This is a genomic window from Bacillus sp. JJ722, from assembly GCF_036963345.1.
Lineage (GTDB): Bacteria > Bacillota > Bacilli > Bacillales > DSM-1321 > Bacillus_AD.
In genome coordinates, this window is the sequence record NZ_JBALMO010000080.1 from 16,080 (window position 1) to 35,910 (window position 19,831).

General features: G+C 35.5%; 23 protein-coding genes and 1 pseudogene. 11 read left to right on the top strand and 13 right to left on the bottom strand.

The features are described 5' to 3' along the window. Positions 1-11: 11 nt before the first annotated feature. Positions 12-842: a sulfurtransferase gene (locus tag V7014_RS11450; protein WP_335507211.1), complete on the top strand. Its 831-nt coding sequence runs from the start codon at positions 12-14 to the stop codon at positions 840-842. A 181-nt stretch (positions 843-1,023) separates the two neighbouring features. Here V7014_RS11450 and V7014_RS11455 read toward each other — a convergent pair whose 3' ends face one another. Then, positions 1,024-1,527: a hypothetical protein gene (locus V7014_RS11455; protein ID WP_335507212.1), complete on the bottom strand. Its 504-nt coding sequence runs from the start codon at positions 1,525-1,527 to the stop codon at positions 1,024-1,026. Between the two features lie 317 nt (positions 1,528-1,844). Here V7014_RS11455 and V7014_RS11460 point away from each other — a divergent pair, with 317 nt between their 5' ends. The 3 genes from V7014_RS11460 to V7014_RS11470 all read left to right on the top strand — a co-directional run bounded on the left by V7014_RS11460 (position 1,845) and on the right by V7014_RS11470 (position 5,025). Continuing rightward, the gene (locus tag V7014_RS11460) at positions 1,845-2,723 is read left to right on the top strand and encodes a 5'-3' exonuclease (RefSeq protein WP_335507215.1); all 879 of its coding nucleotides are present in this window, start codon (positions 1,845-1,847) and stop codon (positions 2,721-2,723) included. Between the two features lie 38 nt (positions 2,724-2,761). Next, positions 2,762-3,025: a DUF6123 family protein gene (locus tag V7014_RS11465; protein WP_335507266.1), complete on the top strand. Its 264-nt coding sequence runs from the start codon at positions 2,762-2,764 to the stop codon at positions 3,023-3,025. Positions 3,026-3,252: 227 nt separating this feature from the next. Further along, complete coding sequence (locus tag V7014_RS11470; RefSeq protein WP_335507217.1) at positions 3,253-5,025, top strand: adenine deaminase C-terminal domain-containing protein; 1,773 nt, start codon at positions 3,253-3,255, stop codon at positions 5,023-5,025. Between the two features lie 287 nt (positions 5,026-5,312). Here the strand turns inward: V7014_RS11470 and V7014_RS11475 are convergent, their stop codons facing one another. Further along, complete coding sequence (locus V7014_RS11475) at positions 5,313-5,486, bottom strand: hypothetical protein (protein ID WP_335507219.1); 174 nt, start codon at positions 5,484-5,486, stop codon at positions 5,313-5,315. A gap of 401 nt (positions 5,487-5,887) precedes the next feature. Next, positions 5,888-6,754 (bottom strand): annotated as a pseudogene (locus V7014_RS11480) (AraC family transcriptional regulator). A gap of 152 nt (positions 6,755-6,906) precedes the next feature. Here V7014_RS11480 and V7014_RS11485 point away from each other — a divergent pair. Further along, positions 6,907-7,386, top strand: coding sequence for a GNAT family N-acetyltransferase (locus V7014_RS11485; protein ID WP_335507221.1), 480 nt, complete (start codon positions 6,907-6,909; stop codon positions 7,384-7,386). A gap of 29 nt (positions 7,387-7,415) precedes the next feature. Here the strand turns inward: V7014_RS11485 and V7014_RS11490 are convergent, their stop codons facing one another. Next, positions 7,416-8,084, bottom strand: a complete 669-nt coding sequence (locus V7014_RS11490) for a hypothetical protein (RefSeq protein ID WP_335507223.1) — start codon at positions 8,082-8,084, stop codon at positions 7,416-7,418. 211 nt (positions 8,085-8,295) lie between these two features. Then, positions 8,296-9,249 carry a magnesium/cobalt transporter CorA gene (gene corA, locus V7014_RS11495; RefSeq protein WP_335507224.1) on the bottom strand — a complete coding sequence of 318 codons (954 nt, stop codon included), beginning with the start codon at positions 9,247-9,249 and terminating at the stop codon, positions 8,296-8,298. A gap of 178 nt (positions 9,250-9,427) precedes the next feature. Here corA and V7014_RS11500 point away from each other — a divergent pair, with 178 nt between their 5' ends. Then, positions 9,428-9,547 (top strand): DUF4023 domain-containing protein, encoded by a 120-nt coding sequence (locus V7014_RS11500; RefSeq protein WP_335507226.1) that lies wholly within the window; start codon positions 9,428-9,430, stop codon positions 9,545-9,547. A gap of 72 nt (positions 9,548-9,619) precedes the next feature. Here V7014_RS11500 and V7014_RS11505 read toward each other — a convergent pair whose 3' ends face one another. From V7014_RS11505 to V7014_RS11530, 6 genes are all read right to left on the bottom strand, one after another. Further along, the gene (locus tag V7014_RS11505) at positions 9,620-9,973 is read right to left on the bottom strand and encodes a hypothetical protein (protein WP_335507228.1); all 354 of its coding nucleotides are present in this window, start codon (positions 9,971-9,973) and stop codon (positions 9,620-9,622) included. 30 nt (positions 9,974-10,003) lie between these two features. Continuing rightward, on the bottom strand, positions 10,004-10,558 hold the full coding sequence (locus V7014_RS11510) for a hypothetical protein (RefSeq protein WP_335507230.1): 555 nt from the start codon (positions 10,556-10,558) through the stop codon (positions 10,004-10,006). A 24-nt stretch (positions 10,559-10,582) separates the two neighbouring features. Then, positions 10,583-11,239, bottom strand: a complete 657-nt coding sequence (locus tag V7014_RS11515) for a hypothetical protein (protein ID WP_335507232.1) — start codon at positions 11,237-11,239, stop codon at positions 10,583-10,585. Beyond that, positions 11,240-11,572: a PadR family transcriptional regulator gene (locus V7014_RS11520; protein ID WP_335507234.1), complete on the bottom strand. Its 333-nt coding sequence runs from the start codon at positions 11,570-11,572 to the stop codon at positions 11,240-11,242. 106 nt (positions 11,573-11,678) lie between these two features. After that, complete coding sequence (locus V7014_RS11525) at positions 11,679-12,002, bottom strand: AzlD domain-containing protein (RefSeq protein WP_335507236.1); 324 nt, start codon at positions 12,000-12,002, stop codon at positions 11,679-11,681. After that, positions 11,999-12,688 carry an AzlC family ABC transporter permease gene (locus V7014_RS11530; protein ID WP_335507268.1) on the bottom strand — a complete coding sequence of 230 codons (690 nt, stop codon included), beginning with the start codon at positions 12,686-12,688 and terminating at the stop codon, positions 11,999-12,001. The genes V7014_RS11525 and V7014_RS11530 overlap by 4 nt, the downstream gene beginning before the upstream one ends. Positions 12,689-12,803: 115 nt before the next feature. On the opposite strand from V7014_RS11530, the gene V7014_RS11535 reads away from it, so the two are divergent. From V7014_RS11535 to V7014_RS11545, 3 genes are all read left to right on the top strand, one after another. Beyond that, complete coding sequence (locus V7014_RS11535; protein WP_335507238.1) at positions 12,804-13,355, top strand: helix-turn-helix domain-containing protein; 552 nt, start codon at positions 12,804-12,806, stop codon at positions 13,353-13,355. Between the two features lie 19 nt (positions 13,356-13,374). Then, positions 13,375-14,247: an aminoglycoside phosphotransferase family protein gene (locus V7014_RS11540; RefSeq protein WP_335507240.1), complete on the top strand. Its 873-nt coding sequence runs from the start codon at positions 13,375-13,377 to the stop codon at positions 14,245-14,247. Positions 14,248-14,394: 147 nt separating this feature from the next. Then, entirely contained in the window at positions 14,395-14,910 is a 516-nt protein-coding gene (locus V7014_RS11545) for a hypothetical protein (protein ID WP_335507270.1), read from the top strand. Positions 14,911-15,143: 233 nt separating this feature from the next. Here V7014_RS11545 and yidC read toward each other — a convergent pair whose 3' ends face one another. Beyond that, entirely contained in the window at positions 15,144-15,974 is an 831-nt protein-coding gene (yidC, locus tag V7014_RS11550) for a membrane protein insertase YidC (RefSeq protein WP_335507242.1), read from the bottom strand. Further along, on the bottom strand, positions 15,917-16,285 hold the full coding sequence (locus tag V7014_RS11555; RefSeq protein WP_335507244.1) for a hypothetical protein: 369 nt from the start codon (positions 16,283-16,285) through the stop codon (positions 15,917-15,919). Before V7014_RS11555 ends, yidC begins: the two co-directional genes overlap by 58 nt. Before the next feature lie 216 nt (positions 16,286-16,501). On the opposite strand from V7014_RS11555, the gene glpK reads away from it, so the two are divergent. Beyond that, the gene (gene glpK, locus V7014_RS11560) at positions 16,502-17,992 is read left to right on the top strand and encodes a glycerol kinase GlpK (protein WP_335507246.1); all 1,491 of its coding nucleotides are present in this window, start codon (positions 16,502-16,504) and stop codon (positions 17,990-17,992) included. A gap of 135 nt (positions 17,993-18,127) precedes the next feature. Continuing rightward, positions 18,128-19,753: a glycerol-3-phosphate dehydrogenase/oxidase gene (locus V7014_RS11565; protein ID WP_335507272.1), complete on the top strand. Its 1,626-nt coding sequence runs from the start codon at positions 18,128-18,130 to the stop codon at positions 19,751-19,753. The last annotated feature ends 78 nt before the right edge of the window (positions 19,754-19,831 follow it).

The window sequence follows — 19,831 nt, forward strand, 5'->3', positions numbered from 1 at the left end:
AGTGATAAAGCATGTTTATTGAGAAGGAATGGTTAAAAGATCAATTAAATAACCCGCGGGTAAGGATTGTGGATTGTCGCTTTCATTTGCAGCAGAAAGAATTAGGACAGCAACAATATAATCAAGACCATATACCTGGTGCTGTATATTTTCATTTAGAGAAAGATTTATCTAGTGCAGTAGCAGAACACGGTGGGCGACATCCATTACCAAGCTTGGAAAGTTTCAAGCAAACACTTGAAAAGGCTGGAATTCAAAATAATGATTTGATTGTAGCTTATGATGGCGGCGATGTGGCCTTTGCTACTCGCTTTATGTGGATGATAAAATATGTTGGGCATGATCAAGTTGGTGTCTTAAATGGCGGGTATAATCAATGGAAAGAAGCTGGTTATCCAACTGAGGAATGCGTTTCACGCTTTTCTACATCCACTTATCAGCTCAATGTACAAGCACATTTATTAGCTCATTATGAAGAAGTAAAACAAATTTCTCAATCAGAATCTGATAGCAAAATTCTTATCGATTCACGTGATTATAATCGCTTTTCGGGAAAAGAAGAACCAATTGATAAGAGACCGGGACATATTCCAAATGCGGTGAATTATCCTTGGACAGAGGGTGTTGAAAACAGTAGGTTATTAGGGAAAGAAAAACAGCAAGAACGTTTTCATGAACTTGATCGAAATAAAGAGATAATCGTCTATTGTGGATCAGGTGTAACGGCTACACCAAACTATTTTGCATTAAAAGAAGCGGGATTTGACAATGTAAAAGTATATATTGGTAGTTACAGTGATTGGGTATCATATGATGAGAATCCTGTAGAAACTGAAAAATAATTATGGTAATGAAAAAATTCATCCGAGAAGTTAATGGTATATAAGTAGTAAGGGTAAAGATGGTAAGGAGCGTTAATCCTTATCATCTTTTTTTGTAATAATAATAGATAAAATTAGCTAAGAGATTGCGTTTTCGGTATTAGTTCTTATTATGAAGGGGGCATACACGTATCCTTCTTGCTTATTTTTCAATGTCATAAATGATAGTGTCAAATAATTTTTCATCTAAATACAATAAAAAGGCCCATTCCCCTTTTTTTGGTACCTTAACACTAGAAGGTGTATGTGCATCTGCTCCATTATTTGCTCCACCAAGATCTGTTGTCCAACCATTAACTAAAATCTGATGAACAGTTTTGGATTCTTTATGGAAACCAACAACGGTTAATGTTGGCTTCTTAATAGAATCAATTCCCCAAATATGCCACATCCACTTTTGAGTTGTTAAACTTGGCATTTTTATACCGATTACACCTGATTTGTTTTCATTTCCAATGATTCCTCTATTACCAAATTCTATTGCTTTTCTTTTCCAATTAATTTTAGTAAAGTCGTCCTCTTGTACATATTTGGGTACATCATCCGATAAAATAATGCTCTTATCCACTGGTTTAACGGTAGTACAAGCTGCCATTATAAAAATAATACCTACAAATATATAAAGATAAAGCCGTTTTTTAATCATATGTCTTCCTTCTTTTACTAACAGATGAAAAAAATGGAAAAAGTTTCAATTTCTCTTTTGTTTTCCCGTACCATCTCCTTCAAAGCTAGATGGCTTAGGTCTTTTTGCGATTTTTTAACTAGTCCAATTTCCATTATATAAATAGTAGTTTGTTTATTTAGTAACGGTGAGTATTAATTATTTCGAGATTATTTGGAGCAAAGGGGTTTATTAAATCAAGGTTAACCATTCAAAAAAAACGTTTCATTTTTTTTATTCTCCATGAGTAGTTTGACTGTGCTACAATGGATGGACAGAATTTTTTTGAGGTGAAAAGAATGTTAAATGGTACTAGTAAGTCTTCGTTCATGCTAGTTGATGGTATGGCGTTATTATTTCGTGCTTTTTATGCCACTGGTATGACAGGGCAATTTATGATTAATTCTAAAGGTGTTCCAACGAATGGTGTACAAGGGCTTCTAAAGCACTTGTTGTTAGCCATAGACCATTTTAATCCTCATCATGTTGCAGTTTGTTGGGATATGGGAAGTAAGACATTTCGAACAGAAATGTATCAAGAATATAAAGGAAATCGAAGTGCGCCGCCTGTAGAGATGATTCCACAGTTTGACTTGGCGAAAGAAGTAGTCGCAGCTTTCGATATTCCAAGCTTCGGTATAAAAGGGTTTGAAGCAGATGATTGTATGGGAACGATTGCTAAAACTCATCGTGCGGAATACAACATGGGCATCTTAACTGGAGATCAAGATTTGCTTCAATTAATTGAGGATAATATTTCTGTTATTCTATTAAAAAAGGGATACGGAAACTACGATGTTCATAATGAGGATACTTTCTTTGAATGGAAAGGAATAAAACCAAATCAGATGGTCGATTTAAAAGGTTTAATGGGTGATTCATCGGATAATTATCCCGGTGTTAAGGGTATTGGAGAAAAAACAGCTATCAAACTGCTTCAACAATATGATTCAATAGAAGGCATATTAGCTAATTTAGATACCTTAACTAAAACACAACGTACGAAGATTGAGTCATCCTTGGATATGCTACATTTATCCCGTCAATTGGCGTCTATAAAATGTGACGTTCCACTAGTATGTAATGCAGAAGATGCTCGTTTGCAATTTGATGAAGAAAAAGTAGTTCATATGTTAAAGCAGCATGAATTAAAAAGTTTATATTCTCGGTTTATTTAGTAAGGAAATGAACGCAAATGAAAGGGTTGCCTGCAATTATGAATGTGGAACAATACATTGAACATTTAGGATATAAGGGATTTTCATTTGGAGATGATGCTCAAGGATTTATTTACTTTGGCAAAGAACTTACAGGAGCGAATGATGCTCTAGTAAATGCTGCGATCGAAATAACCTTGAAAGCTCAAAAACGATTTGATGGAAGCTTCTATGTTTCACTATTGGAAGCTATGAAAGAACATAATATCAAATCTCGAAAACAAGCTATACAATTTGCGGAGAAAACAAAATTATTTATATAAGTATTGATAAAAGGGTGAAAGGAAAAAATTATTTTTCCTTTCACCCTTTTATCCCGTTCTAACTGGCGCTAAGACTCCCACTTCAAAACGAAAGTAAAGCGAAGACGTTTAAGTGGGAGATTAAGCGCCAGTAAGAACCCGATTGGTTCAACTAATAATCGGTGGGGGATGGATGAAAACCCCCACCGATTAAAGTTTCACTTTATACGAATATGGAGGGAAGAATATTGGGAAAAGGTCATTATAGATGGACTAGTATGCAAATACGAAAGCATGTTGAGGTACTTGATGGTATAAGCAATCCACACATTGTATTAACGAATGCAACCTATTTAAATTCTTATGTACGTCAGTGGGTAGTTGCAAACATTTGGATTTATGATGATCGTATAGTGTATGTTGGGGAAAAATTACCACAGCAATTAGAACAATGTGAGATCATTGATTGTCAAGGGCAGTTTATTGTACCGGGGTATATTGAGCCACATTCGCATCCTTATCAATTATACAATCCCCATACATTAGCCAGATACGCTGCACAAGCAGGAACAACTACGCTAATTAATGATAATCTAGTATTCTTTTTTCAATTACAACGAGAAGTAGCATTTGAACTATTAGAAGCTTTTGACCATATTCCTACTACTATGTACTGGTGGTGTCGTTTCGATGGACAAACAGAGCTACCAAATGGTAACGAGGTTTTTAACAATGAAGAAATATTGGCTTGGCTTCAGCATAAATCGGTTTTACAAGGCGGCGAGCTGACTGCGTGGCCTAGACTATTAAACGGCGATAATCAGATGCTTGATTGGATACAGGAAACGAAAAGGTTAAGGAAGAAAGTAGAAGGGCATTTTCCAGGTGCATCAGAAACAACGTTGGCAAAGCTGATGTTGTTAGGAGCTGATTGTGATCATGAAGCAATGACTGGAAAAGAAGCTTTAGACCGACTCATGCAAGGCTATACGGTTTCTCTCAGAAACTCGTCTATTCGACCAGATTTAGAAAACTTGTTAAAAGAATTGATACAATTAGGCATTAAACAATTTGATAAGTTTTTCTTTACGACTGATGGGTCGCACCCGTCTTTTTACGAGAATGGAATGAATGATGCGATGATTGCGATGGCAATTGAACAAGGAATTCCATTGATTGATGCTTACAATATGGCAACTGTTAATATTGCTCGTTATTATAATTTAGAGCATTTACATGGAATGATCGCTACCGGAAGAATCGCTAATATCAATGTTTTAGAGAGTAAAGAAAATCCGACACCTGTTAGTGTTATGGCTAAAGGAAAATGGGTTAAACGAGATGGAAGAAATATGAATGAGCAATCAGTCATTGAATGGGATAAGTTTCAAATTAAACCTTTGCAATTGGACTGGACTATACAGAAGGAAGACATGATTTTCACCGATGCAAATGGTTTAGAATTATTGAATGATGTTATTACGAAACCATATGTTAGTGCGATTGAAGTAAAATGTGATGAGCTTTCTTCTGAGCATGATGAATGTTTCTTTATGATGATTGCTCGTGATGGTTCTTGGCGAATCAATACGCTAGTGAAAGGGTTTGCCAATCGTTTAGGGGGATTTGCGAGTTCTTATTCTGGTACAGGTGATATGATTGTCATTGGGAAGAGTAAAGCTGATATGCTATATGCTTTTGAAAGGATGAAAGAAATTGGTGGTGGGATGGTTTTAGCAGAAGGGAAAAAAGTTATATGTGAAATAGCTTTACCTTTAACCGGAATCATGTCTAACCTAGATATGCACTCTTTAATACATGAGGAGAAAGCGATGGTGAAATTGCTACAGGATCGAGGCTATCGTTTTAATGATCCAGCTTTCACACTTTTATTCTTCTCTGCTACACACTTGCCTTTTATTAGGGTAACACCTAGTGGCCTATATGATGTGAAGAATGGGAAAATTCTAGCTTCTCCTGTTCAGCACAGTACACAAGTGATTGGTGAAATGAAAAATTAACGTAATTGTCCAAGAAAGTCGGTAAGGTTACGAGGAATATGAATAGAATAAATAGGAGAGGTTGTCCAATAAGTCCTATTTACGATCTTTGTTTGATTGATTTGAAAGTAATTCTGTAAATTTTTAAGAATTTACATGGGTTTCATCTAGACCGAAAGCGCCAGATATAGGTATTCATACAGTCAAGTTTACCTATTTCACGTAACTTACTTCGGAGGGGTAACAAAGCGTAAAAAGGCGTTTGAAAAGTGATTGAAAATCACTTTTCGGACAGCCGCTTTTCTTGATTATTTGAAGATGAATACACTACAGATTAAGTAGACTGCTAATGTAACGACTATGCTTTCTGTATAAGCGTTTCCACGACGTTTGTTTTCTTCTTGTTTGGAAAGTTTTACGGTTCTAATTGCGCCATAAGTGATGCCGACCAAAATGGCTATGGCTAAAGGTAAATAGTTCATGTACCAGATCCTCCTTAGTATATGTTACTATACTAACATAAAAAACCAACAATTCTTAATAGGAAGTGTGAATGGTTCGTTCAATTGCTTCATTGGAGCAGATTTTGATTGAAAAGAGCGATGTGATGATTGGCGTCATATCGCTCTTTTTTCTGAAAAGCAATAAAAAAGTGTTTTCTAATAAGTCCTATTTGTTCTCTTTGTTTGATTAATGGGAAAGTTATTCTTTAGATTTTCAAGAAGATACAGGGGTTTCATCTAGACCGAAAGCGCCACGTATAGGCGATCTAACATAATCAGCAAGTTTATATATTTTACGTAACCTACTTCGAAGGGCTTAAAAAGCGAAAAAGGGCGTCTGAAAAGTGATTGAAAATCACTTTTCGGACAGCCTGCTTGTTTTATTGTATTGGAATCCAAATCTCTGAATATAAATCTGGACTAGTCGGATCCTCATCCGTATACACTTCAAGCTCTGGTACACCAGGTGCGTGCTTATATCCGCTTGCTGGAAACCATTCCGAGTATATTTGCTTCCATGTTTTTTGCATAGCATCAGGCATAGGGCCATGAACTTCGAAAACAACCCATTTAGATGCAGGTATTTCAAGAGATAGAAACTCTTTAGGAACTTCCCCTTCATAAGCCGTTGCAATCCAATAGTCGATAACAGGGCAGCCAGCTTGTGCTTCTTTCTCGACGCAGACACCTAAAGCTCCTTTAATAGTTCCGTTATTTAAGCTGAATAGTTTTTCGTCTAACCCATTTTCATTTACTTCATTCCACATTTTTGGGATGCCTATAAGATTCTCATTATTTGCAACTGAAAACTCTTGTTTAATTCCGATGACGTTAAATGCATCTTTCTCAACAATTCGATATTTCATTGGTTCCGCTCCTTTTAGTATCACCTGTATGACGAGGCGATGATAAGATTTTATACTACCCATATTTTTTCGGGCTTTACTTGGACTTATACCATGCTGTCGTCGAAAAGCCTTTGTAAATGATTCAGGAGTGTCCTAGCCATATTTGAATGCAATGTCGATTATTTTAGTGTCTGAATTGCATAGTTCATGAGCAGCTTGCGATAATCGGCGGCGACGAATATACTCACCAACAGAGCAATCGGTCAAAAGTGAAAAAGTACGTTGAAAATGAAATGCCGATGCATTAGCTTGGTTGGCAATCTCCTCAATAGTAATGCTGTCGAGTAAATGCTCTTCAATATAATCGATTGCGTGTTGCAATGATTGAATCCAATTCATGTGTTTCACTCCTTTGATTAAATCTTACCTTTTTGCAGGGTTGAAATCCTGTCTGTTTATGCTTAACTATGACTATATTTTAAGTAGTCTCTATTAAAAAGTCTTTATTTGTGGTTAAATTATTAAAAATTAATAAGAAGGGGCGATGAAATTTGGATCTTGTAATGAATAAAGCAACAATCGAAGATTACGAAGCAGTAAATGCAATCGTAAAAGAAGGACAAGATGAGCATGCTGAAGCATTGCCACATATTTTTCAAAGCATTGAACAAGTAATGCCTGAAAGTTATTTTCTAGATTTATTGAACGACATAAACAGTGATATCATAGTTGCTCGACTTGAAGGTGAAATAGTAGGCTTTGCTGTAATGGAAATAACGAAGTCTCCTGCATTCGATTCATTGGTACCAAGGAAATATGCTTATATGAATGACTTTGGTGTCAAGGATAATAACCAACGGAATGGAATTGGAAGAGCATTATTTGAAGCTTGTGTAGATTGGTCTAAAGAAATGGATGCCTCATCATTAGAATTAAATGTTTGGGAATTCAATAAAACAGCTATTTCATTTTATGAAAGCTTTGGAATGGAGACAATTAGTCGAAAGATGAGCTTAGTCATTTCAAAATAAAAAATCAACAGCTTAGGCGCTGTTGATTTTTATGCTTTGCGTTTTAATTCCAATTGCTCAATGATCGTGGTAATTAATAGATTCAATGGATTAATAATGGTTATCAAAGTTGCTTCTTCAACTTGTTGAGCGGCTTCAACCATTGATAATTGTGCAACAGAGAGATTTTCTTTATCTTTACTAGTATTAATTAAAAAGGTTGAAACTGCTTGAGTATATTCTTGTTGTAACCCTTTCATAATTAATTCAAATACGTCAGGGATTATCATAACATCGACATTCAACGATCGTTGCTTTCTTGTAGCGTATTGATTTAGTCTTTCCATCGTTCCTTTAACGGTTGCGGCATTTGAAAATATAATTGTCTGTGGTTGTCGGATACTGCTAATATACTCGAAATAGGGTTCATCAATTTTTAGAATTGGAACAGATGCCAATAAATCATCTTCTGGTAAAAGGGCGATGTAATTAGTACAGGTAATGAGGATAGCGTCTACTCCGCAATTAGCCATCCACTCTATTTGTTCTTTCACTTTCTTTTGTGCATTCTCTGGCTGAAAGTGTCTATCATGATTCACTCTATGTATTAAGCCAGGATCGACGAAATGTATTAGTTCAATATCGTATGAAGAAAGACTTTGCTCAATATATTGGATATTGGAGAAATGAGCGTGTAAGCATGCTAGTTTTTTTCTCAAATGGAGTTCACCTCTAATTTTATTTCTGAATATTTTATCAATTCATTTGTAAAAAGGGAAACTATAAGAATTATGTATTGAATAAAGAGGGTTTCCCATTTTCAACATATTCAGCAAGCATAACAAATTTCTCGTAACCTATAACGAAGGACTAAAAAGTGTAAAAGACTGTCTCAAAAATGATTTATAATCACTTCTGAGACAGCCCCCTCTACTCACTATCAAACCAACCTTTCCATTTAAACAATAGAAACATAATAACTCCAATGCTGAACATGACGCCTAAAATAATAAAATATCCATAATGCCATTCCAGTTCAGGCATGTTTAAGAAATTCATCCCATATATGCCTGCAATGAAGGTAAGTGGCATGAAAATTGTTGTAATGACTGTAAGAGTCTTCATGATATTATTCATGCGAAAAGAGTTTAAAGAGATGTAATTATCGCGAATATCAGCTGTTAATTGTCGATTAGATTCAATCATTTCGCTTAGTTTTAAGAGATGATCATAAATATCTTGGAAGTAAGCCCGCTTATGTTCTTGAATAATAAATCGTTTCGATTCCAAAATACGATAAATTAAATCGCGCATTGGCAAAATGGTTTGTCTAAGCTTGAGCAAGTCTTTTCGAACTTTGTAGGTATTAGTTATTACAGAATTTTTACCTTTTTTTACTTCATCACTGTTCTCTATATCTAATAAGCGATCTTCTACTTGTTGAACAATTATGAAGAAGGAATCAACAATCTTATCGATAATTTTATAACCGATCTCAATAGGAGAGAATTTAGAAACATCTTGAGGGCGCTGAAATAGATTCCATACTGCATCAATTTCTTCTTGTTCTTCTAAATGAAACGTAACGATAAATTGTTCTGAAATAAACAAGTCAATCTCATTTGTCTCGTTTGACTTGCGGTTTATAGAGTGTATAACAAGAAAATTAAGATTTTCATAATAGTCTAGTTTAGGCCGTTGAAGTTCGTGCATACAGTCCTCAATAGCTAATGGATGAAACTGAAAATGGGTATGTAGTAATTGTGCTTCCTCATCAGTAGGTGTATTAAAGTCCACCCAGTACCATTGCATTGCATCAAGCACATTGAGAGGAGGATTAATGAGAATTTGATTATCATGATCGAGTGCTAGAATTCTAAGCATAATATTATCACCTGTTATGACCTTTCAATAAAACAAACGATGGTACTTATTTTGTATTAATAATTTTATTTTAACATTATTGAATTTGAAAAATCATGAAACTTAAACAATCACATTGTATGTTTCTAATCTGAAGTGGTTAAAGTAACGAAGAGTTAGTAAAAAAGGAGGGTGTTTTATGGAAAATACACATGAATTTGTAGAAAAAATTAAAGAACAACAAGAGAAAGAGAAAAAGAATTTGAAGACACAAGGTAATGGCCATCCAGATAAGAAGTTACCGAATAATAAGGCGTAAACAATTAAACGTTTTTCTTTCTACAAAAAGCCAACGATGCTTTCGTTGGCTTTTGGGGAGTGTCCTAAGACTCTACATGCTTGATAACCAATATAAAAATAGGCCAAAGAAAAAGCTAAATAAAGAAAGTTCTCCCGTAACAACGGCGAACGAGCTATTTTTTCTTCTGTTTCGTAATGAGACGAGTAAACCACTTAGGGCAAGTATGATCCATACCGGCAGAAATAATGCTTCACTAATAGTGGCTGGGATATACGTGTAAAAGCTTGTAATGTATAGTAGCCAGTTAAGTAGCAACAATCCTACAATAATGAACGAGAACAGAGAAGGGCGTTCTTTACTTTTCTTGACATCTTTAATTATTTGAATAACGATCATTAGTAAACAGAGTATGCTAAGGGTAATCATTATAAAAGAAAATGTCATCATGAGACTCCTTTAACGAGAGTAGGGAGTTTAAAGATGTTTGTATTCAATCTCTGTAACAATTCCGTCTTCATGCCAAAATCGCAATTCTCTTTTATTCTTTCGATCAACATACCCAATGTATTGCCCCATTCCCATTTCTTTGTTAGAGTAATAAGATTTTCCATACGTTTCAATGACTTTATGTAATGTTTGAGTCACATTAATTTCTTTATTGGTAGGTTTATTTGTAGAGCTCGTTCTTACATATTCAAGCAATCCATCTTCATTAGCGCCAAGCATTAATTGTGATGATCTAACAAAAATAGGATAGTAGACATTTTCCACCGGAGTAAGAGTAGGATCTTTGTAATCCTCCAATTCTTCAATTGGTTGGTTTAATGTAAGCATGCCTAGTTGTTCTTGACTTAAATCTGTATTTGAAATAAATTGATAATTACTTTCATAAATCCACCAGCCACCTATTAGTAAAATCGTAAACATAGGGATGGAAAAAAGAATTAGAGAGATTATTTTTTTCTTACGATATAGTAAAAATGCTAATAGCGTAACGACAACATAAAAAATACATATCATTAAAAGCATTGCCTGAATGTCTCCTTCGTTAATTCATGCTGAAAAATCATGCATGACTCCATAGTTGAAGCCCCATCTTGCTAAAGGATAGAAAGCGAGTGTCATGATTATGCAACTTACTAAAAAGGTATAAGATTGTTCAAGAAAATGAAAATATGTTAATGACCAACCATCTTGAAATCCGAATAAGATGAAAATCATGAATAAATAATTGGGTGAGATGGCAAGTAATATTATTTTTCTCATAGGTTTTCTACGAGGAATTCCATTTATCTTGCCGAAAGTAAATCCTAATGCAATCCAAAGACATGTATAAGAACAAAGCAAGAACCATTTCATCTCAATCAGGAATCCCCAGAGAGCATGAATGGATTGAAAGTCAGTATAGTAATGCAAAAAAGTAAGCGTTAATGCTGAAAGAAAAAGAATGTAGTTGCCAATCATTAAACTGTATTCTGAGTAAAATCTTGGCTCAAGTTCGTATTGATTAACGATGTCTTGTGGCGCAAGCATTATGTCTAAAACTTTAACAGTAGCTTCTTGTTCGTTTAACCCTTTAAGCATTTCGGAATAGACTGCATCTTCAATATGTAGCTGATAATCTTGCATGATGTCTAACGTATTTTTTATCCCTTTACGGCGTAAGAGAAGTTCAAGTTCTACTAAATACTTTCTTTTTGCTGTACTCATTTATGTTTCATTTCCTATCATTTTATTGATCATCTTTGCGAAAGCAGTCCATTCTTTGTTCTTGTGCTTAAGTAGTTTTTTACCCTCATCAGTTAGCGTATAATATTTCCTAGATGGTGCTTTTTCTTGCTTTGTAATATATGAGCGGATGTATCCTTTTTGTTCAAGTTTATGAAGGGCGGGGTACAATGTACCTTCTTTCACTGCCAATTGTTCATCTGATCGGCGTTCCATCTCTTTAGAAAGTTGATATCCATACATGTCACCATCGTTTAGGATGTTCATAATAATGAGGGAGCTGCTACCTTTCATTAGTTCTCTATCAAATGTCATCTATTTCACCTACCTAGAATTTCTATGCATCAAAATTAACATAATTATCTATAATTTTCAAGCAGTGAAAAAAGAGCTCTCTCAGTAATGAAAGAACTCTTTTCCTCTACAAAATATACCGTATGACAGCCATCAAAATAACACCAACAATCACAGTAATAGACAAGCTCTTAGTCCAAAGAGCGATGAGAAGTGTAGGAATTATAACAATAAGAACATTCCAATCAATGGAAATTCCATGCTCGGCTTCGATTAAAACACTATCGACAACAAGGGCGGTTAATATGCAAACCGGAATGAATGAAAGCCACTTAATAACAGGTTGTGGTAACTCTACATTACGAACGAGTAGAAAAGGAACAATTCTTGGAATGACGGTGACAAGTGCGCAACCAAAGATGATAAGAAGAATAGTTAAGTCTACGCTCATCGATCTGTCACCACCCCAATGGTTGCTACAATCATCGTTGATAGTATGACAGCGATATGGGATGGAACAATCATACATAGAAGAACCATCACGATAATCATATATATTACTAAAGAAAGATACAGCTTTAACTTAGGTTTATCAATACTTTGTAATTGTAGAACGAGCAGTGCTAAAAACATTGCCGTTAATGCGAAATCTAAGCCAAGTGCTTCCGGATTGGAAATCCATTTACCGAATATGGCACCGGCGACACAAGAAAGAATCCATGATAGATAGGCAGTGACATTAAGGCCGTTCATCCATTGATCATTGATGCTTTCACCTTTAACGATTTTGTTCATAGCTACACCGAAGGATTCGTCGGTCACGAGTGCCCCAATACCCACATTTTTCAGCGCAGAATATTTTGTGAAGTGAGGGGCTAAAGTCATACATAATAGAAAATTCCGTAAATTCACGATAAAAGTAGTTAAAATAATGACAGAAATAGGACTGTTAACAACCAATAGTGCACAAATAATAAATTGTGATGATCCTGCATAAACCAAAGCTGATAATAACGCTATTTCAAGCACACTTAAGTTTGAGGATACACCAACGATTCCCATGGCAACACCGATGCTAATATATCCTAATAATGTAGGAATACAATCCTTCACTCCTTGCAAGTATGTAGTAGGCATACTATGCTCTAAAACTTGCGTTTTTGCAGTACTAGCCAAATTATATCCTCCTTTTGTATGTTATAATAAACATATATATAATATAACATACAATTGGCGGGAAAGGATAGATTTAATGGAACCTATACAAGAAACAATTGCAAATAACCTTGCGAAATTGAGAAAAAGTAGAGGGCTAAGCTTGGATCAGGTTGCTGAATTAACAGGCGTTAGTAAAGCGATGATTGCACAAATTGAAAAAGGAAAATCAAATCCGACTGTCACAACTCTTTGGAAAATTGCCAACGGGCTTCAAGTATCTTTTTCTGTTTTTATGAAAGAAGAAGATGAACCTATAGTTACGAAAATTAATATCAATGAATTAACACCTATAATTGATGACGATGGGAGTTATCTTGTTTATTCTGTTTTTCCATATCATCCAGAGAAGAAGTTTGAAATTTATCATATTAATTTACAACCAGGTTTTAGTCATCGAGCAGAAAAGCATTTAGGTGAAGAATATATCCTAATTAAAAAAGGTGTATTAACTCTGCAAGTGCAAAAAAATGAGTATATTTTAGAAGAAGGGGAGGCTATTTCCTTCACTGCAAATGTTGAGCATAGCTACATAAATACATCAGATGATATGGTGAGCTTTTATAATGTGATTTATTATCCAGAATAAAATTATAAGGAGATAGTAAATGGAACTGAACCAGATTGTTTTACAATTAAAAGAAGTAGGCATTTTACAGGGGAATGATACAGTTTGTGAACCTTTAAGTGGCGGAACTTCCAGTCAGGTTTACATGATTTCTAAGGGTGGAAATCGCTATGCTGTCAAAATGAATGATAAAGCTATTATTGAAGCTGAGTCAAAGTTTTTATCATTTTATCAAGATGTGCCTTATTTACCTAAAGTGGTATATATCGATCCGTCATATAATTTCTTTGTATATCACTTTATGAAAGGGTGCACGAATTCAACTGCATATGATAAAGAAGCTACTTTAATTAAGTTAACAGAACAGTTAGTCAATCACTATAAACCTTCAGCAAAAAAACAGAGTTGGGGTTGGGTTCATTATGAAGTATCATCTTGGCATACTTATCTTCAAGATGAAGTGGAGTCAGCAGTTCAGATTTTGAATAATGCATTAATTAGTAAAGAAGATATTCATTTCGTAAAAAGAATTTTAGCGAATCTTAAAAGTAAGAATGATTTAAAGCGAGCATATTTTCTACACGGTGATTGTGGGTTTCATAACTTTTTGTTTTCAGAAAAACAACTCGTTGGTGTGATTGATCCGTCTCCTTTAATTGGTGACCCAATGTATGATGTTATCTTCGCTTATTGCTCTTCACCGATAGAGTTATCGAAAGAGTTAATAGAATCTGTCGCCAATCATGTAAGTACATGGGATGGAGACAACACTACATTGCATCAGTATGTTTTAATTGGCTTGATAGTAAGAATGTCGAGTTGTAAACGCCATCATCCACAAGATTTAGAAGCGTATTTACAGGCTTGGGATTATTGGAAACAGATTGTGGAAAAAGGGCTAAATAGCAGATGATAATAATTATGAAATTTACGAATATGTGAGAGAATCTGTTTTGGCTTATTTTTATAAGTATACCTTTTCCTTTGAGAGTCAATGAAAATTCATTTATAATTATGAATAATGTGAATGAACGAGATGTATTTCATGGGAGATGATAACGTGATTAAGCTTTCTCTTGCAGAAGCAGTGAAATTAAAGAGCGTATTAAATAAACGAATTCATGAACTTGAATTTGAAATGAATCGAGTTGGTTTTGTGGAAGTTGAGAAAGGTAAGAAACTTTCAAAGCAAGCGCGGACACTTGCTCAAGTAGAATCTGAACTAGAGGAAATTCGTTGTGACTATCGCTTGCTAGACAAATTAATGTACAAAGCGAACATAGAAAATGAGATTCAATATAATAATGAAAGTTTGCCGATTGTAGAAGCGATTGAATTAGCTACTCAAATGCGAGCGAAAGCTAGAAAATATAAGGAACTTGGAGAAGCATCAAAGGAGGAATATCCATACTCATACGATGATAATTTTTCGATTGTAAGAATGGCTACATTTGAACCGGAAGATTATCGTGTGAAAGCATTGGATATAGAGCGTCAGGCCAATCGTTTATCCAACTTAATTAATAGCAAGAACTATTCAGTGGAATTAGATTTTGATAGCGAGAAATATTTCTAAACCTTGAAGCGGTGAGACTCCCTTCAAGGGCTAGTAGGAGAAAATCTTTTTGGTACTTTCAAGATTTGTAATGGCAATTAAAGCAAACCAATGACCTATTACCGATTACAAATTTACTCGTAACCAATTACCATCTATTAGCTAATAGAGGTCGATGACCACAATATTTTAGTTTTTTTGATCTCCTACTACGCAAAAGAGGTTGCACCAATATATGGTGCAACCTCTTTATTTTATGAAATTGTCTTAGCCTCTTCTTGTACAGCTGGTTTCTTGTAATAAAGCTTGCGAATCACATATGTTTGCACCATTAGGAAGCATCCACCAACTGTCCAATAAAGTGGAAGAGCTGCTGGAGCTGATAGAGAAATGAATCCCATCATAATTGGTGACATATAGCTAACGATAGCCATTTGTTTTCGTTGTTCTTCCGGTACATTTGCCAACGAAACTTTCGCTTGTAAGAAATAGATTCCAGCCGCTAGTAGGGCAAGAATAATATCTGGTTGTCCTAGATTGAACCACAGGAAACTATGCGTTGCCATCTCAGGTGAATTTTTAATTGCATAATAGAAGCCCATTAAGATTGGCATTTGGATGAGTATTGGTAAACATCCACTTAATGAAGCCATAGGATTAACATTATGCTTTTGATAAAGCTGCATCATCTCTTGTTGGAGCTTTACTTTCTCTGCTTGGTTGGTTGTTTTTTTCAATTTATCTTGAATTACTTTCATTTCAGGTTGTAGAACAGCCATTTTATCTTTCATTTGCATTTGTTGCTTTGTTGATTTAAGCATGAAAGGCATTAGAATTAATCGTAGTAACAGTGTTACTAGTATGATCGACATACCATAGCTTCCTTGAAACCAGCCCGCAACTGTGTTTAGCACAACAGTTAATGGGGAAACAAAATAATGTTGAAAAAATCCAGGTGATGCATCTGCGCCAGAAGCCGCTAAAGCATGCTCACCTCCAAAGATTGAACTTACAACGAATACTCCGATTAGTAAAAGAAATCCTTTAAAGGCAAAGGATACAGCTTTATTTGATTTTTTGTCCATGTTTGTCCTCCTTGAATTGTTTGAACTAGTTTGTTTACAAGAAGAACATGTGATGGACCTTCATCCGGTGATTCTTTTCGCCTTACACATAGTGCCAGCCAGTGAGCGAATGAATTGACTTCATTATGCAAGCATTGAGATTCAATAGCAGTACTTTCTTCATTATCTGATAATGTAAGCTGAATGTGCGTACGATTTTTGAAATGGAATTGTAAGAAATAGAACAATCCAAACGTCGCTGTTACTTGAACAATAAGACTTGCAAATGTTAGATAGGATGATAAATCATTTAGCTCGAAAAACTCTAGCATGCTGTATCCCCCCTTTCAAATAGTCGTTCTTATTTATACGTATGTGAATGTAAAAAGTTTCATTGCTAATATATTATGTAAGACATATTTTATCATATGTTGAAAGACAATCAAAATGATGTATTTTTGTGAAAAATAAACTATTTTAAAGAGACAGGGAATAAAAATAGTATACTACTCTTAATATGTGAAATTTGAAGTGAAGGGAGCTAGCGTATGGAAAAATTTATACTATCTTTAGATCAAGGTACAACTAGTTCTAGAGCAATACTCTTTAATAAGAAAGCAGATATTGTACATATAGCACAAAGGGAGTTCACTCAACATTTTCCTGAACCAGGATGGGTAGAGCATAATGCACAAGAAATCTGGGGAAGTATATTAGCAGTAATTGCTAGCGTTCTCACTGAATCAGGTGTGCAGCCCGCACAGATTGCAGGTATTGGCATCACCAATCAACGTGAAACAGCCGTAGTATGGGATAAGCATACGGGTAAACCTGTTTATCATGCAATTGTTTGGCAATCGAGACAAACACAGGATATCTGTAATGAATTGAAGGAACAAGGTTATGAAGATACTATTCGAGAAAAAACAGGACTATTAATCGATCCGTATTTCTCTGGAACAAAGGTAAAGTGGATCCTGGATCATGTAGAAGGTGTTCGTGAAAGAGCTGAGAAAGGTGATTTATTATTTGGAACGATCGATTCTTGGATTATTTGGAAATTGTCAGGTGGAAAAGCACATGTGACGGATTATTCAAATGCCGCTCGAACATTGATGTATAATATATATGATTTGAAATGGGATGAAGAGCTTCTGAATATATTAAATATTCCTGCTACTATGCTACCAGAAGTAAGACCATCTTCGGAGATTTATGCTAATACAGTTAGCCATCATTTCTTTGGTCAAGAAGTACCAATTGCTGGTGCTGCTGGAGATCAACAAGCTGCACTATTTGGGCAAGCTTGTTTTGAAGATGGTATGGCGAAGAATACGTATGGTACTGGCTGTTTTATGCTTATGAATACGGGAGAGAAAGCTGTTAAATCACAGAATGGTTTATTAACGACAATTGCCTGGGGCATAAATGGTAAAGTTGAATATGCGTTAGAAGGAAGTATATTTGTAGCGGGTTCAGCTATTCAATGGCTTCGCGATGGATTGCGAATGTTAAAGGATGCGAAAGACAGTGAAATGTATGCAAGCAGAGTGGAATCTACTGAGGGTGTGTATGTCGTTCCTGCTTTCGTTGGTTTAGGGACACCTTATTGGGATAGTGAAGTTCGTGGGGCAATATTTGGTTTAACACGAGGTACGTCGAAAGAGCATTTCGTAAGAGCTACTTTAGAATCTTTAGCCTATCAAACACGTGACGTGTTGAGTGCTATGGAAGCTGATTCAGGCATATCGCTGAAAAAGTTACGAGTAGATGGGGGAGCTGTGAAGAATAATTTCTTAATGCGATTCCAAAGCGATATGTTAGGTGTTCCAGTTGAAAGACCAGTTATTAATGAAACAACAGCATTAGGTGCTGCTTATTTAGCAGGAATTGCGGTTGGGTACTGGGATGGAATCGAAAGCATTGCGCAGAAATGGCAATTAGATCAAGAATATCATGCCACTTTACCAGAAGCGGAACGAGAAGAATTATATCGCGGGTGGCAGAAAGCTGTATCTGCGGCGATGGCATTTAAGTAATTAAGTATTCTCAGAACCACATTGTTACTTTTAGGAGTGATAACGTGGTCTTTTTTACAAAAATGATAGCAATACGATGAAGGAAGGGAAAAAAAGTTGTTTACGAATTTGAAACGAGAATCTGATTTGCAGAAGATGAGTGCAACACAATATGATGTATTAATTATTGGTGGTGGCATTACAGGTGCAGGTATCGCTTTAGATGCTGTAACAAGAGGCATGAAAGTAGCTCTTTGTGAAATGCAAGATTTTGCTTCGGGTACTTCAAGTCGTTCAACAAAGCTCATTCACGGTGGTTTGCGTTACTTAAAGAATCTCGAGGTGAATGTGGTAGCAGAGGTAGGAAAAGAACGAGCTATTGTTTATGAAAATGGACCCCATGTAACATCACCAGAATGGATGTTATTACCTTTCTATGAAGGTGGAACTTTTGGGCCTTATAGTACATCACTTGGATTGAAGTTATATGATTATCTTGCGAATGTAGATAAGAAAGAACGGAGAATCATGTTATCGAAAGAAGCAGTACTACAAAAAGAACCGTTAATAAAAAAGAAAAAATTAAAGGGCGGTGGATATTATGTTGAATATCGTACGGATGATGCCAGGTTAACGATTGAAGTAGTGAAACAAGCTGTTGAATTTGGTGCAGATTGTATTAATTATTTGCAAGTAAAAGAGTTCTTATATGAACATAAACATATTGTAGGTGTGTTGGCGGAGGATCATTTGTCGGGAAATACATATGAATTAAGGGCAAAAAAAATTGTCAATGCTACAGGGCCTTGGGGAGATCGACTACGGGAAAAAGACCATTCAAAGCAAGGTAAGTCTCTACAATTAACGAAGGGTGTTCATATTGTTGTTGATCAGTTGAGGTTTCCTTTGCAGCAAGCGATATATTTCGATACGAAAGACGGCAGGATGATTTTTGCGATTCCAAGAGATAAGAAAACCTATATTGGAACAACAGATACATTCTATAATGAGGAAAAGATAGAGCCGGTTGCTACGTTAGAAGATCGTAGGTATTTAATTAAAGCGATAAATGACATGTTTCCAAGCGTTAAATTAACGAATAGCGATATTGAATCGAGTTGGGCTGGAGTTCGTCCCCTTATTCATGAAACAGGAAAGAAACCATCTGAAATATCACGTAAGGATGAAATCTGGATTTCTTCTACAGGTTTGATCACAATTGCAGGTGGAAAGCTAACAGGGTATCGAAAAATGGCTGAAACGGTAGTAGATGGCTTAGCAGCACAGTTTCGTAAAGAAAGATATAAGTTGTTTAGTGAATGTCAAACAGTTGATTTTCCAATTTCAGGAGGTAATGTTGGAGGTTCTCAAGGTTATGGAAATTTTATTAAAGAAAAAGTTCGAAAAGGTGTTCAGCTAGGCTTGTCTGAAAGGGAGGCACATGAGCTAACAAAAGTTTATGGTTCAAATGTTCATCAAGTGTTTCAGTTAATTGTTGACAATAAGCAGGATATAGAGAAGTATAATTTTTCTAATGTACTATATGGAAAACTTGCATATGCCATTAAGCATGAGCGTATTGCAACACCTGTTGATTTCTTCTTTCGACGAACTGGAGCACTTCTCTTTAACATAGACGGAGTACATAAGTGGAAAGATGCAGTTGTGCAATATATGAGTGATGTATTTAGTTGGAGCGAGGAGACGCGGAAAGTATATATATCGGATTTAGAGGCTGAAATTGATTCAGCCACACAAGTTACGGAAATGAGGTTGTCCTAGAAAAAGGGCAATCTCTTTTTTGCACGGTGTCTAGCTCCAGTGCCCAGCTCCTAGTGAATTTCGCCAACCTCCCTACGA